This window comes from Mesorhizobium argentiipisi (SeqCode) (assembly GCF_037179585.1).
GTDB lineage: Bacteria > Pseudomonadota > Alphaproteobacteria > Rhizobiales > Rhizobiaceae > Mesorhizobium > Mesorhizobium argentiipisi.
Genome location: NZ_JAPYKO010000018.1, coordinates 17,029 through 29,687 on the forward strand (window position 1 = coordinate 17,029; position 12,659 = coordinate 29,687).

The following is a 12,659-nucleotide window of genomic DNA, read 5'->3' on the forward strand; positions in this document are numbered from 1 at the left end:
TTTCCATTTGCTTGGATGGCGATTATGTATATACATATTGGGACGCGACGCAAGTGATAATGTCGCACGGGCATTCAGATTCGGAGATGGACGTGACGGCGATCTTTGCGGAACAGGCGCTTCTGCCCGAGGGCTGGCAAAGCAATGTCAGGATCGCCTTCGAGGATGGCCGCATCTCGAAGGTCGAGACCGGCGCTGCCGCTTGGGCCGGCGACGAACGCCACGCCATCGTCCTGCCGGGCATGCCCAATCTGCACAGCCACGCCTTCCAGCGCGGCATGGCGGGTTTGGCCGAATTGCGCGGCCCTTCGGCCGACAGTTTCTGGAGCTGGCGCGAGGTGATGTACCGTTTCGCGCTGTCGATGACGCCGGACCAGGTCGAGGCAGTCGCCTCACAGCTCTATGTCGAAATGCTGGAGGCCGGCTTTTCGCGCGTCGGCGAGTTCCACTACCTCCACCATGATCGCGACGGAAAGCCTTACGCGAATATCGCCGAAATGGCAGAGCGGATCGCGGCTGCCGCCGCAGACACCGGCATCGGCCTGACACTGCTGCCGGTCTTCTATGCCCATTCCGCCTTCGGCGGCGCCGCTCCCAACGAAGGCCAGCGGCGATTCATCAATGATGTCGAGCGCTTCGGGCGCCTGCTTGAGAAAAGCCGCCAGGGCGTTCGCTCGTTGGAGCAGGCCGTCGTCGGCGTCGCGCCGCACAGCCTGCGCGCCGCAACGCCGGATGAGCTCAATGCGGTCGCGGCGATGGCGCCGGATGGTCCGATCCACATCCATGTCGCCGAGCAGATGAAGGAAGTCGAGGACTGCGTCGCCTGGTCGGGCAAGCGGCCGGTAGAGTTCCTGCTTAGCCAGGCGTCGGTGGACAAGCGCTGGTGCCTGATCCACGCCACGCATATGACCGACGCGGAAACAGCCGCGATGGCGAAGAGCGGCGCGATTGCCGGCCTCTGTCCGATCACCGAAGCCAATCTCGGCGACGGCACTTTCGCGGCCCCACTCTTCATCGAGCATGGCGGGCGCTTCGGCATCGGTTCCGATTCCAATGTGCTAATCGGCCTGCCGGACGAGCTGAGGCAGCTCGAATATTCGCAACGCCTCGCCCACCGCGCCCGCAACGTGCTGGCCCGCGCGGGCGGATCCACCGGGCGCGCGCTGTTCGACGCCTCGCTCGACGGGGGCAGCCGGGCGCTCGGCGCCGGCCAGTCGCGGATTGCCGCCGGCGGCCCTGCCGATTTGGTCTCGCTCGACGCCGGTCATCCCTCGCTTGCCGGCAAGGCGGGCGACGCGATCCTCGACGCCTGGATCTTTGCCAATGGCACCAAGGTCGATTGCGTCTGGGTACATGGCAAGAAGCAGGTCAGCGGCGGCAGGCATGCGAAGCGTGAGCAGGTCGCCGGACGGTTCCGCGAAGTGATGACCGCATTGTCGCAGGGCTGAACAGGAACATCCAATGAGCCTTGTAGAGACAGATGACATCGAAGGCGGCGGGATCCTCTCGCTGCATCAGCGCATCCTGTCGGACATCCGCGAGAAGATCCTGTCGGGCGCCTGGGCGCCCGGACACCGCATCCCGTTCGAGCACGAGCTGACGGCTCACTATAATTGCTCGCGCATGACGGTGAACAAGGCGCTGTCGCAGCTCGCCAAAGCCGGATTGATCGAGCGCCGCCGCCGCTCCGGCAGTTTCGTGCGCCAGCCGCAGTCGCAGGCGGCGGTGCTGGAACTGCACGACATCAGAATCGAGGTCGAGGCGCTCGGCCTGCCCTATCGCTATGAGCGACTGGAGCGCTTCAAGCGGCGCAGCGGCGCCGAGGACCGCGCGCTGCTCGGGCTTTCCCAATCAGGTCCGGTGCTCGCGCTGGAGGGCCTGCATTTTGCCGGCGAACGGCCGTTCGCGCTAGAGCAGCGCCTGATCAATCTTTGTGCGGTGGCCGCGGCAGCCGAGGAGGAATTTCTCGAGATCGCGCCGGGCCCCTGGCTGATCGGCCGCGTGCCCTGGAGCGAGGCCGAGCACCGCATCCGCGCCATGGCCGCCGACGACACAGTCGCCGATGCGCTCGACATCGATCCGGGCGCGCCCTGCCTGGTGGTCGAACGCCGGACCTGGAGCGCCGAGTATCCGGTGACACATGTTCGGTTCATCTACCCGGCGGAGAGCCACACGCTGGTGGCGCGGTTTACGCCTTCGCAGGGGTGACTCCCCCTCACCCAGCCTCCACTTCGCTCGGCTGACCTCTCCCCAAGGGGAGAGGAAACGGTCAGCGCCGGCGCAAATCTCTTCTCCCCGCCGGGGAGAAGGTGGCCGCGAAGCGGCCGGATGAGGGGGAGTGCCGCCTCAGATCGCCGCCGTCACTATAATCTCGACCAGATATTCCGGAGCGGCGAGCTTGGCTTCGCCGGTGGCGCGCGCCGGGGTGTGGCCCTGCGGCACCCACTTGTCCCATTCCGAATTCATTTCTGCGAAGGTGCCCATGTCGGCCAGCCAGATGATCGCCTGGACGATCTTGGTCTTGTCGGTGCCGGCCTTGGCCAGCAATTCGTCGATGGTCTTCAGGATGTCGCGGGTCTGCGAGGCGACGTTGCCGCCGGGCTCGCCGACCTGGCCGGCCAGATAGACGGTGTTGCCGTGGATGACGATCTGGCTCATGCGCGGGCCGACATCGATGCGACGAATGCTCATTGGAGGTTCCTTCGTTGTGGGAGTCGCTGCTCTTTAGAGTCCGGGCCGGCCTGGAGCAAGGCCGGCGGCCACGAAACCAATTGAGCCAAATGTCTGATTTCTGCCCATCCGCCTACACGGCGAGTTGACCGGCGTGACACAATTCCGCCGGATCGCCATGTTGACTAATGTAATAACATCACATATCGACGACACACTCGATTTCGCGGACCGACTGTCTGATGACCAATGCCTGCCTGACCTTCCGCGACCTGACGCTTGGCTACGGCAGCCATCCGGCGATCCATCATCTCAACGGCATCGTCCGCAAAGGCTCGCTGACCGCCGTGGTGGGCGCCAACGGTTCGGGCAAGTCGACGCTGATGAAGGGCATCGTAGGCGTGCTGAAGCCGATGGAAGGCGCGGTGGTCCGCATGCCCGGCGTGCGCACCGCCTATCTGCCGCAGCAATCGGAGCTCGACCGCTCCTTTCCGGCGCGCGTCGTCGACCTGGTCTCGCTCGGCCTATGGCCAAAGCGCGGCATGCTCGGGCGCTACACCAAAGAGGACCGAGAATCCGTCAGCAAGGCGCTGATGGCGGTCGGGCTCGGCGGCTTCGAGAAGCGGCCGATCGACACGCTGTCCGGCGGACAGCTGCAGCGCACGCTGTTTGCCCGCGTGCTGTTGCAGGACGCCGACCTCATCCTGCTCGACGAGCCGTTCAATGCGGTCGACTCGAAGACGGTGGGCGATCTCATCCAGTTGATAAAGCGCTGGCATGGCGAGGAGCGCACGATCATGGTCGTGATTCACGACCTCGATCTGGTGCGGCAGAATTTCCCGGAGACGCTGCTGCTTGCCCGCCAGCCCGTCGCCTGGGGCGACACCAAGGAAACGCTGCGGCCAGAAAATCTGCTCAAGGCGAGGCGCTTCCACGAGGCGTGGGAAGAAAACGCGCCGTGGTGCGAGCCGGACGATCACGACCATGGCCATGATCAAGCGCACCCCGATCACGCGCATGATCACCACCATGACCATCAGCATGGCTCCGGACCGATGGCGGCGTGATGGATCTCTACGGCCTGTTCATCGCGCCCTTTGCCGATTTCGCCTTCATGCAACGGGCGCTGTTCGGCTCGCTGATGCTGTCGCTCGGCGCCTGCCCGGTCGGCGTCTTCCTGATGCTCAGGCGCATGAGCCTGTCCGGCGACGCAATGGCACATGCCATCCTGCCGGGCGCCGCCGCCGGCTTCCTGCTCTATGGGCTCGAAATCCTGCCGATGACCGTCGGCGGGCTGATCGCCGGCATCATCGTCGCGCTCGGCGCTGGCGCCGTCTCTCGCTTCACCATCCAGCGCGAGGACGCGTCGATGGCGGCCTTCTATCTCATCTCGCTTGCCGTCGGCGTGCTGATGGTGTCGATCCGCGGCTCCAGCGTCGATCTCATGCATGTGCTGTTCGGCACGGTGCTGGCGCTCAACAATGAGGCGCTGATCCTGATCGGCGGCATCGTGGTAGTGACGCTCGCCTGTCTCGCCATCTTCTGGCGCGCGCTTGTCGCCGAGTGCCTCGACCCGCTGTTCCTGCGCTCGGTGAGCCGCATGGGCAGCCCGGTGCATTTCATCTTCTTAGGCCTTGTCGTGCTCAACCTCGTCGGCGGTTTCCAGGCGCTGGGCACGCTGCTCTCGGTCGGGTTGATGATGCTGCCTGCCGCCGCCGCCCGCTTCTGGACGGTGCGCGTCGAACCGATGTGCGTGCTCGCCGTGCTGATCGGCTTTGCCTCCTGCATTGCCGGGCTGCTTCTGTCCTACCACGCCTCGCTGCCCTCCGGCCCGGCAATCATCCTTTCGGCCGGCGTCGTCTATTTCTGCTCGATCCTGTTCGGCACGCGCGGCGTGCTGCGCGCACGCATCGTGCATCACCGCCACCGCACCGCCTGATCCCAATTCCCAAAGCAAGGAGACCGACCTAATGCTGAAATCCATCTGTGCCGCGCTGGCGTTGAGCGTTATAACATTAAGCGCTTTGGCAACCTCCTCCGCTTTCGCGGCGCCCTTGAAAGTGGTGGCGAGCTTCACCGTCATTGCCGACTTTGCGAAAAATGTCGGCGGCGACCGGGTCAACATCACCACCATTGTCGGACCGGACGGCGACGCGCATGTCTATGAACCGAGCCCGGCGGACGCGGTGGCGATGGCCAAAGCCGATGTGGTGCTGGTCAACGGCCTGCATTTCGAAGGTTTCCTCCAGCGCCTGGTCGATGCCAGCGCCACCAAGGCCGCGATCGTGACGCTGACCAAGGGCGTCACGCCGATCGACTTCAAGCCGGAATTCGCCGATGCGGATGCCGCCGAAGGCGCTGGCACCGGCGGCGGCAAGACCGTCACCGATCCGCACGCCTTCCAGTCGATCGCCAACGCCAAGATCTATGTGAAGAACATCGCCGAGGCGTTCTGCACGGCCGACAGCGAGGGATGCGACAGCTACAAGGCCAACGCCGCCGCCTACACCACTAAGCTCGATGCGCTGGAGGGCGAAGTGAAGGCGGCGATCCAGTCGATCCCCGAAGCCAAGCGCGTCGTCATCACCTCGCATGACGCCTTCGGCTATTTCGAGCACGAATACGGCCTGACCTTCCTGGCGCCGCAGGGCATCTCGACCGATTCAGAACCGTCGGCCGCCGATGTCGCCAAGCTGGTCGGGCAGGTCAAGCAGGACAAGGCGGCGGCGATCTTCGTGGAAAACATCACCAATCCGCGGCTGATCGAGCAGATCGCCGGCGAGACCGGCATCAAGGTTGGCGGCACGCTCTATTCGGACGCGCTGTCTCAGCCCGATGGTCCCGCCTCGACCTATATCGACATGATGCACAACAACATCACGCAGATCAAAGGCGCGATCCTCGGCAGCTGAGCGGCCAACATCCAACCGGACCAGGATCGGCCCGGTTGGATTTTTCGATCGGCCGTCGCTATTTGGCAGGGAATTCCTTCAATGCGGATTGCCGCCCCTCTCCCGGAGTGGCAAGACTGCCGCCAAAGAGATTGCGAGGACCACATCATGGAATACCGCCAGATTAGCGATGGCTATTCGGTCTCCGGCCAGATCCAGCCGCAGGATATCGCCGCCATCAAGGACGCAGGCTTCAAAAGCGTGATCTGCAACCGGCCGGACGACGAACAGTCCGGCCAGCCTTCGGCCGGGAGCGTTCAGGCCGCGGCCGAGGCAGCCGGCCTTGGCTTCCGCTACATTCCGGTCATCAGTGGCCAGATCACCCTAGACAATGTCGAGGACCAGGCCGCCGCGCTGGATGAACTCGAAGGGCCGGTGTTTGCCTACTGCCGCTCAGGCGCGCGCTGCACCAATCTTTATGGGCTGATCCAGCAGCAGCGGGGGTGACGGATTTGCCGCGAAAGTGTGCTGAGATTCAGGTCAGGCCGAGCCGAAAATGGTGGCTTCCGAGAACCGGAGCGGAGCGTACTTAAAGTACGTGAGCACCGGAAGCGCAGGAAGCCGCCATTTTGGCCGGCCTCACCTGAATATCGGCACACTTTAAATCGGCAGCGCGCCGGTTTCCTTCAGCGTCTCCAGCACGATCGCGGTCTTCACATGCTGCACGGATTCGTGCGGCAGGAGCACGCCGTTGACGAACTCGGACAGTGACTTGAGGTCGGGCGTCACCACCTTCAGGATGTAATCCATCTCGCCGGTCAGCGCGTGCGCCTCCTGCACTTCGGGCAGGCGGGCCACCAGCTCGCCGAAGCGGCGGGCATTGTCGCGGTTGTGGGTGGCTAAAGTCACCGAGATGACGTTGACCAGCGAAAAGCCCAGACGATCGCGGTCGAGCACGGCGCGGTATCCTTTGATGTAGCCATCATCCTCCAGCCGCTGGCGGCGGCGCGAGCATTGCGAGGGCGAGAGGTTGACGCGCTCCGCAAGGTCATTGTTGGTATAGCGTGCATCCTCCTGCAGAAGCGCCATTATCTTGCGGTCAAATTGATCGAGACGCGTGTCATCCACGAACAATCCTCCATTCATGCACAATTTGCGCACATGATGACCATTTCAAGCGGTTGAATGCAAGCACCGTGCGGCTGCTCCGCGCTATTATGGTGAAGATGGCCAAGCTTGGCCGCAACAGCTTTCGGAGGACTGCCATGGGCCCCTTCCCGCACGACGCCCCGCCCGCCAGGATCAGCAAGCAAAACCCCGCCGGCACCGACGGCTTCGAATTCGTCGAGTTCGCGCATTCAGAGCCGGCAAAACTGGCCGAGCTCTTTGCCCGCATGGGCTATGTCGCGGTTGCCAAGCATCGCAGCAAGGATATCACCGTCTGGCGCCAGGGCGACATCAACTATGTCGTCAATGCCGAGCCCGGCTCGCATGCGATGAAGTTCGTCGAGAAGCACGGCCCCTGCGCCGCCTCGATGGCGTGGCGCGTAGTCGATGCCAAACATGCCTTCGACCATGCCGTCTCAAAGGGTGCCACGCCCTATGAGGGCACCGACAAGGCGCTCGACGTGCCGGCCATCGTCGGCATCGGCGGCTCGCTACTTTATTTCATCGAAGCCTATGGCGAGAAGGGCTCGGCCTATGACGCCGAGTTCGAATGGCTGGGCGAGCGCGACCCCAAGCCCGAGGGCGTCGGCTTCTACTATCTCGACCATCTCACCCACAATGTCTATCGCGGCAACATGGACAAATGGTGGGATTTCTACCGCGATCTGTTCGGCTTCAAGCAGATCCATTTCTTCGACATCGACGGTAAGATCACCGGCCTTGTCAGCCGCGCCATCACCTCGCCCTGCGGCAAGATCCGCATTCCGCTGAATGAGTCCAAGGACGAGACCAGCCAGATCGCCGAGTACCTCAAAAAGTATAATGGCGAGGGCATCCAGCATATCGCCGTCGGCACCGACGCCATCTATGAGGCGACCGACAAGCTCGCCGCCAACGGGCTAAAATTCATGCCCGGCCCGCCCGACACCTATTACGAGATGTCGCATGAGCGCGTGCACGGCCATGACGAGCCGATCGAGCGCATGAAGAAGCACGGCATCCTGATCGACGGCGAAGGCGTGGTCGACGGCGGCACGACGAAGATCCTGCTGCAGATCTTCTCGAAAACCGTGATCGGGCCGATCTTCTTCGAGTTCATCCAGAGGAAAGGCGACGAAGGCTTTGGCGAGGGCAATTTCCGGGCGCTGTTCGAATCGATCGAGCAGGATCAGATCAAGCGCGGCGTTATCAAGCTGGACGGCAAGGCGGCATAGGGCCGAAAGCTCGTTTGCGGCTCGACCGGCATTGATCTAAGCTCCGGTCCCAAGGGGTGGAGCCGTGAACGTCTCTATAACCGAAGCCGGGGCCAACTGTCGGAACTCGTCAGGCGCGCCAACGCCGGCGAGGAGATCGTGATCACCCGGCGCGGGAAAGCTGTAGCGCGTCTTTTGCCGCCTCCGGCGAAGCACGGCATTTCGCCCGGCGACGGTGCGGTTTCAACCCGGTTGGATAGGTCGAGTGCTTAAGGCTGCAGCCCCAGCCGCTCGACTTCATCCTTTCTGAGCTTCAGGTCATAGTCGAGCAGGAACTCATCCAGTTGCGGCGGCGGAACGGAGGTGCCGGAAAGCATGGCGTGCACCTGGCCGCGATGATGGATGTCGTGCAGGAAGAGATGGGCGAGGATATCGCCGATGCACTCGGGGACCATGCCGTCCTCGCGCCGGTCGGTGATGACGCGGCGGTCGAGATCGGCTTCGGACAAGTGATCGCAGAAGGCAATCAGCCGGCGGTCGAAATCGGCCTGCGCCGTCGCCAGGGTCGCCGCATCGTCGAACGGCAGGTAGTCGTCGTAGGCTGCGGCACCCCGGCCTCCATCCGTCAGGAAGTCGAGATAGAGAAGGTCGACCGCGAGGATGTGGTTGAGGGTTTCGCTGATCGACGGAAAAAAGCTGGTGCGTCCGGCCTCGAACTCGCCAGGCTTCAGCGCAAGCACCGCGCGGTAGAGCCGGTCGTTTGACCAGAGATTGTTGCGGGCCATGCGGCGCAGGTGATCGAGCAGGGTCACCGTTCGGGTTCTCCCTCACCCCTCGTATTTTTCGACCTTCTGCTCGATGGCGCCGAAGATCGAGTGGCCGGTTCTGTCCTTCATCTCGATGCGCACCGTGTCGCCGAAACGCAGGAAGGGCGTCTTCGGCTCGCCTGACTCGATGGTCTCGATCATGCGCAGCTCGGCGATGCAGGAATAGCCGGCGCCGCCCGCCGAGACCGGCTTGCCAGGCCCGCCATCGAGCTTGTTGGAGACGGTGCCCGAGCCGATGATGGCGCCGGCGGCGAGCGGTCGCGTCTTGGCGGCATGCACGATCAGCGCCGGGAAATCGAAGGTCATGTCGACGCTGGCATTGGCGCGGCCAAACGGCTTCCCGTTGACGTCGACCAGCAGCGCGAGATTGACCTTGCCACCGTCCCAGGCATCGCCCAATTCATCAGGCGTGGCCGCGACCGGCGAGAAAGCGGAAGACGGTTTCGATTGGAAGAAGCCGAAACCTTTTGCCAGTTCCGGGCCGGTGACGGCGCGAAGCGTGACGTCGTTGACCAACATAATTAGGCGGATTGCCTCCTTCGCTTGTTCCAGACTGGCGCCCATCGGCACATCGTCGACGATGACCGCGACCTCCGCCTCCAGGTCGATGCCGAATGCCTCGTCGGCCATGCGGATCGGATCGCGCGGCGCAATGAAGGAGTCCGAACCGCCCTGGTAGATCAGCGGATCGGTCCAGAAGCTCGCCGGCATCTCGGCGCCGCGCGCTTTGCGCACCAGCTCGACATGGTTCACATAGGCCGAACCGTCCGCCCATTGATAGGCGCGCGGCAGCGGCGAATGCGCGTCGTGCTCATGAAAGCGCGCCGAAGGCACCGCGTTGGCCTCCAGCGATTCCGCCATGGCCGCCAAATGCGGCGCGATGCGGCGCCAGTCGTCTAGCGCGGCCTGCAGTGTCGGCACCAGGAAGGAGGCATCCGTGAACCGCGTCAGATCGCGCGAGACCACGACCAGCTTCCCGTCGCGCGTCCCGTTCTTCAGTGTGGCAAGCTTCATGCGGTTTCCTCTCCTGACGCGGCGTGTTCGCCGCTTAGCGGTACAACAAGGCCGTCGCGGGCAATCGTCAAGTCGCCGGACCAAGTTTTCCTGACGGCGTCGATCCAGTCGGCTTCGCCGATAGCCGGATCGTCGGCTGGAATGAGATGGTTGAGCACAAGCCGCTTCACCCCGGCATCGCTGGCGATGCGGCCTGCTTCGTCGGCAAAACTGTGGCTGGCTAAGAGATGCTCGCGCAGCCGCGCACCGTTGCCGGTCCTGGCGACCAGCCTTTCCACGCCTTCCGCGAGCATGGCTTCATGGACGAGGATGTCGGCTCCTTTGGCAAAGCCGGCCAGCGGCGGAAAAAATGCGGTGTCGGCCGAAAACACCACGCTCCTGCCGCCATTCTCGACGCGCAGCGCAAAACAGTCGGTCACCGGCGGATGGTCGACGCGCAACGCCGTCACCGTGAGGCCCCGCTCGTCCAGAACAGACCCTTCGCCGAACTCCTCGACCGTGATCAGGTCGCGGATGTCCGGCCTGCCTTCGTCGACGATGCGGATTTCGATGTCGAACTCCATCGCCTGGCAGAAGCGTTGCCAGTAATGACCCGTGCCAGGTGGGCCGAAAACGGTCACCGGCGTCGCCAGCCCCGCCGTCCAGGCGGTGTGGATCAGCGACCCGAGTTCCAGAACGTGGTCCGAATGAAGGTGCGTGATGAAGGTCAGGTCGAGCGCCTTCAGGCTTATGCCGGCATCGACCAAGCCGCGTGTGACGCCAAGTCCGCAATCGACGACAATGGTTCGTCCACCGAATTCCAGCAGCGAGGCGGTCGGCCATGGACCGCCCGGCCGCAACGCCGGGCCGCCTTTGGAGCCCAGAAGCACCAGCCGGTCGTTCATCGGGCATGCCTCAAGACCAATCGCCTTTCGGGGTGCCGTTGAAGCGCTTCTTCAGGTCGGCCCAGCAGTCGATATAGTTCTCCTGCAAGGTGCCGAGCTCGGCGGCGTAGCGCGTCAGCATCTGGGGAAAGCGCGTCTCGAACATGAAGGCCAGGGTGTTGTCGAGCTTGACCGGCTTCAGGTCCGCGCGCGTCGCCTTCTCCAAGCCGGACGCATCCGGTCCATGCGCTAGCATCTGATTGTGCAGGCTGATGCCGCCGGGCACGAAACCCTCCTCCTTGGCGTCGTACTGGCCGTGGATCAGGCCCATGAACTCGCTCATGATGTTGCGGTGATACCAAGGCGGCCGAAAGGTATTTTCCGCCACCAGCCAGCGCGGCGGGAAGATGACGAAGTCGACATTGGCCGTGCCCTCTTCGCCGCTCGGCGCGGTCAGCACGGTGAAGATCGATGGATCGGGGTGGTCGAACAGGATAGCGCCGACGGGCGAAAACGTCGCCAGATCATATTTGTAGGGCGCGTAGTTGCCGTGCCACGCGACGACGTCGAGCGGCGAATGGCCGAGCTCGGTAACGTGGAAGGCGCCGCACCATTTGACGATCAGCCGGCAGGGCGTCTCCTTCTCCTCGAACCAGGCGCAGGGTGTCTTGAAGTCGCGCGGATTGGCCAGGCAATTGGCGCCGATCGGGCCACGGTCCGGCATGGTGAACTTGGCGCCGTAATTCTCGCAGACGTAGCCGCGCGCCTCCGCGTCGACGAGCTCGACTTTGAAGACGAGGCCGCGCGGCAACACCGCGATCTCGCCGGGGCGAAGCTCGATCACCCCCATCTCGGTGACCAAGCGCAGCGCGCCTACCTGCGGCACAACTAGCAACTCGCCGTCGGCGTTGAAGAAGTGGTCGTCCACCATCGAGCGGTTGGCGACATAGACATGGGCGGCCATGCCGGACTGGCCGACCGCGTCGCCGGCCGTGGTGAAGGTGCGCATGCCGGAAATGAAGTCGGTCGGCTCGGTCGGCATCGGCGTCGGGTTCCAGCGGTACTGGCCGAGCGCCAGCTCGTGGTCGCCGATATTGGGCCCGGTCTTCCACAAGGGATAGCTGGCGCCCTTGAAGCGGCCGGTGTGCTTTACGCTAGGACGGATGCGGTAGAGCCAGGAGCGCTCGTTGGTGCCGCGCGGCGCGGTGAAAGGCGAGCCCGAAAGCTGCTCGGCATAGAGCCCGTAGGCCGGCCGCTGCGGCGAGTTGCGGCCGTGCGGCAGCGATCCGGGCAGCGTCTCCGTCTCGAAATCATTGCCGAAACCCGGCATGTAGGAAATGCCCATCCGATCCTCCCTGATCCCGACTTGCGAGCGTCCCGAGACGCGGCCCGCCGGCGATGTTGACCAAAACTGGTTTCATTTGTAACCATCTAAAATGTAACTATCAACGGCCACGATGCATCCCGGGAGCGCTTCATGGAACCGGATATCCTTGAGCTGGAAAGCTTCCTGCCCTACCGGCTCTACCGGCTTGCCGACACCGTCAGCCGCGAGTTCTCGCGCATCTACAACGAACGCCACGGCCTGACGCGGCCGGAATGGCGCACGCTGTCCGGGCTGGGTGAATGCGGCACGATGACGGCGACGGAACTCGGCGAACAATCGGCCATGCACAAGACGAAGGTGTCGCGGGCGGTGGCGGAGTTGGAACGGCGGCGGTGGTTGACGCGCACGCCGGATGAGAGCGATCGCCGCGTCGAACACCTCGCCCTGACGAAGGCGGGGCTCGCCGCCTATCGCGAGATGGTGCCGCTGGCGAAGGCGTTTGAAAGGGAGTTGCTGGGGAGACTGAGCGAGGAGGAGCGGACGGCGATTACCAGGGGAGTGGCGGCGCTGGAAGGGGCGTTATCCGCAACGTAGCGATCCTTCACACCCCCTCTGGCCTGCCGGCCATCTCCCCCTCTTGGCGGAAGATTAGCAGCTTCAGCAACGGCGCCTTTTCTGCAACTGGTTATTGGCGAAGACCGGCGTGA

Annotated in this window: 15 protein-coding genes; 9 read left to right on the top strand and 6 right to left on the bottom strand. The window is 63.8% G+C overall.

Annotated features, from left to right (window positions below; genetic code table 11):
• Positions 1–92 precede the first annotated feature (92 nt).
• A complete protein-coding gene (locus O7A05_RS22705; protein ID WP_337095183.1) occupies positions 93–1,448 on the top strand; it encodes a formimidoylglutamate deiminase in 1,356 nt (451 codons plus the stop codon).
• A 13-nt stretch (positions 1,449–1,461) separates the two neighbouring features.
• On the top strand, positions 1,462–2,208 hold the full coding sequence (hutC, locus tag O7A05_RS22710) for a histidine utilization repressor (RefSeq protein ID WP_337095184.1): 747 nt from the start codon (positions 1,462–1,464) through the stop codon (positions 2,206–2,208).
• 138 nt (positions 2,209–2,346) lie between these two features.
• Here hutC and O7A05_RS22715 read toward each other — a convergent pair whose 3' ends face one another.
• Positions 2,347–2,691, bottom strand: coding sequence for a RidA family protein (locus tag O7A05_RS22715; RefSeq protein WP_140697768.1), 345 nt, complete (start codon positions 2,689–2,691; stop codon positions 2,347–2,349).
• Positions 2,692–2,912: 221 nt separating this feature from the next.
• Between O7A05_RS22715 and aztA the strand changes: the two genes are divergently transcribed.
• The 4 genes from aztA to O7A05_RS22735 all read left to right on the top strand — a co-directional run bounded on the left by aztA (position 2,913) and on the right by O7A05_RS22735 (position 6,068).
• Positions 2,913–3,737, top strand: a complete 825-nt coding sequence (gene aztA / locus O7A05_RS22720) for a zinc ABC transporter ATP-binding protein AztA (protein WP_337095185.1) — start codon at positions 2,913–2,915, stop codon at positions 3,735–3,737.
• Positions 3,737–4,609 carry a zinc ABC transporter permease AztB gene (gene aztB, locus O7A05_RS22725; RefSeq protein ID WP_337095186.1) on the top strand — a complete coding sequence of 291 codons (873 nt, stop codon included), beginning with the start codon at positions 3,737–3,739 and terminating at the stop codon, positions 4,607–4,609. The genes aztA and aztB overlap by 1 nt, the downstream gene beginning before the upstream one ends.
• A 31-nt stretch (positions 4,610–4,640) precedes the next feature.
• Complete coding sequence (aztC, locus tag O7A05_RS22730) at positions 4,641–5,582, top strand: zinc ABC transporter substrate-binding protein AztC (RefSeq protein ID WP_337095187.1); 942 nt, start codon at positions 4,641–4,643, stop codon at positions 5,580–5,582.
• Between the two features lie 147 nt (positions 5,583–5,729).
• Complete coding sequence (locus O7A05_RS22735) at positions 5,730–6,068, top strand: protein tyrosine phosphatase family protein (RefSeq protein WP_337095267.1); 339 nt, start codon at positions 5,730–5,732, stop codon at positions 6,066–6,068.
• Positions 6,069–6,221: 153 nt separating this feature from the next.
• On the opposite strand, the gene O7A05_RS22740 is transcribed toward O7A05_RS22735, so the two are convergent.
• Entirely contained in the window at positions 6,222–6,689 is a 468-nt protein-coding gene (locus tag O7A05_RS22740; RefSeq protein ID WP_337095188.1) for an Lrp/AsnC family transcriptional regulator, read from the bottom strand.
• A 137-nt stretch (positions 6,690–6,826) separates the two neighbouring features.
• On the opposite strand from O7A05_RS22740, the gene hppD reads away from it, so the two are divergent.
• Positions 6,827–7,942: a 4-hydroxyphenylpyruvate dioxygenase gene (hppD, locus tag O7A05_RS22745; protein WP_224709521.1), complete on the top strand. Its 1,116-nt coding sequence runs from the start codon at positions 6,827–6,829 to the stop codon at positions 7,940–7,942.
• 96 nt (positions 7,943–8,038) lie between these two features.
• Positions 8,039–8,194 (top strand): type II toxin-antitoxin system Phd/YefM family antitoxin, encoded by a 156-nt coding sequence (locus tag O7A05_RS22750; protein ID WP_337095268.1) that lies wholly within the window; start codon positions 8,039–8,041, stop codon positions 8,192–8,194.
• Here O7A05_RS22750 and O7A05_RS22755 read toward each other — a convergent pair.
• Genes O7A05_RS22755 through hmgA form a run of 4 tightly spaced genes read right to left on the bottom strand, consistent with a single transcriptional unit; the run spans position 8,191 to position 11,970 of the window.
• Positions 8,191–8,733 carry a DinB family protein gene (locus O7A05_RS22755; protein WP_337095189.1) on the bottom strand — a complete coding sequence of 181 codons (543 nt, stop codon included), beginning with the start codon at positions 8,731–8,733 and terminating at the stop codon, positions 8,191–8,193. The two genes, O7A05_RS22750 and O7A05_RS22755, sit on opposite strands and share 4 nt — an antisense overlap.
• 15 nt (positions 8,734–8,748) lie before the next feature.
• The gene (locus tag O7A05_RS22760) at positions 8,749–9,762 is read right to left on the bottom strand and encodes a fumarylacetoacetate hydrolase family protein (RefSeq protein WP_337095190.1); all 1,014 of its coding nucleotides are present in this window, start codon (positions 9,760–9,762) and stop codon (positions 8,749–8,751) included.
• Positions 9,759–10,646 carry an MBL fold metallo-hydrolase gene (locus tag O7A05_RS22765; RefSeq protein ID WP_337095191.1) on the bottom strand — a complete coding sequence of 296 codons (888 nt, stop codon included), beginning with the start codon at positions 10,644–10,646 and terminating at the stop codon, positions 9,759–9,761. The genes O7A05_RS22760 and O7A05_RS22765 overlap by 4 nt, the downstream gene beginning before the upstream one ends.
• Positions 10,647–10,656: 10 nt before the next feature.
• Positions 10,657–11,970, bottom strand: coding sequence for a homogentisate 1,2-dioxygenase (hmgA, locus tag O7A05_RS22770; RefSeq protein WP_337095192.1), 1,314 nt, complete (start codon positions 11,968–11,970; stop codon positions 10,657–10,659).
• A gap of 132 nt (positions 11,971–12,102) precedes the next feature.
• Between hmgA and O7A05_RS22775 the strand changes: the two genes are divergently transcribed.
• Positions 12,103–12,546, top strand: coding sequence for a MarR family winged helix-turn-helix transcriptional regulator (locus O7A05_RS22775; protein ID WP_337095193.1), 444 nt, complete (start codon positions 12,103–12,105; stop codon positions 12,544–12,546).
• The last annotated feature ends 113 nt before the right edge of the window (positions 12,547–12,659 follow it).

Bases quoted from the DNA above. Each gene is read 5' to 3' on its own strand.
- hutC (WP_337095184.1), top strand. From the start codon at position 1,462: ATGAGCCTTGTAGAGACAGATGACATCGAAGGCGGCGGGATCCTCTCG.
- O7A05_RS22715 (WP_140697768.1), bottom strand. From the start codon at position 2,691: ATGAGCATTCGTCGCATCGATGTCGGCCCGCGCATGAGCCAGATCGTC.
- aztA (WP_337095185.1), top strand. From the start codon at position 2,913: ATGACCAATGCCTGCCTGACCTTCCGCGACCTGACGCTTGGCTACGGC.
- aztB (WP_337095186.1), top strand. From the start codon at position 3,737: ATGGATCTCTACGGCCTGTTCATCGCGCCCTTTGCCGATTTCGCCTTC.
- aztC (WP_337095187.1), top strand. From the start codon at position 4,641: ATGCTGAAATCCATCTGTGCCGCGCTGGCGTTGAGCGTTATAACATTA.
- O7A05_RS22735 (WP_337095267.1), top strand. From the start codon at position 5,730: ATGGAATACCGCCAGATTAGCGATGGCTATTCGGTCTCCGGCCAGATC.
- hppD (WP_224709521.1), top strand. From the start codon at position 6,827: ATGGGCCCCTTCCCGCACGACGCCCCGCCCGCCAGGATCAGCAAGCAA.
- O7A05_RS22760 (WP_337095190.1), bottom strand. From the start codon at position 9,762: ATGAAGCTTGCCACACTGAAGAACGGGACGCGCGACGGGAAGCTGGTC.
- O7A05_RS22765 (WP_337095191.1), bottom strand. From the start codon at position 10,646: ATGAACGACCGGCTGGTGCTTCTGGGCTCCAAAGGCGGCCCGGCGTTG.
- hmgA (WP_337095192.1), bottom strand. From the start codon at position 11,970: ATGGGCATTTCCTACATGCCGGGTTTCGGCAATGATTTCGAGACGGAG.
- O7A05_RS22775 (WP_337095193.1), top strand. From the start codon at position 12,103: ATGGAACCGGATATCCTTGAGCTGGAAAGCTTCCTGCCCTACCGGCTC.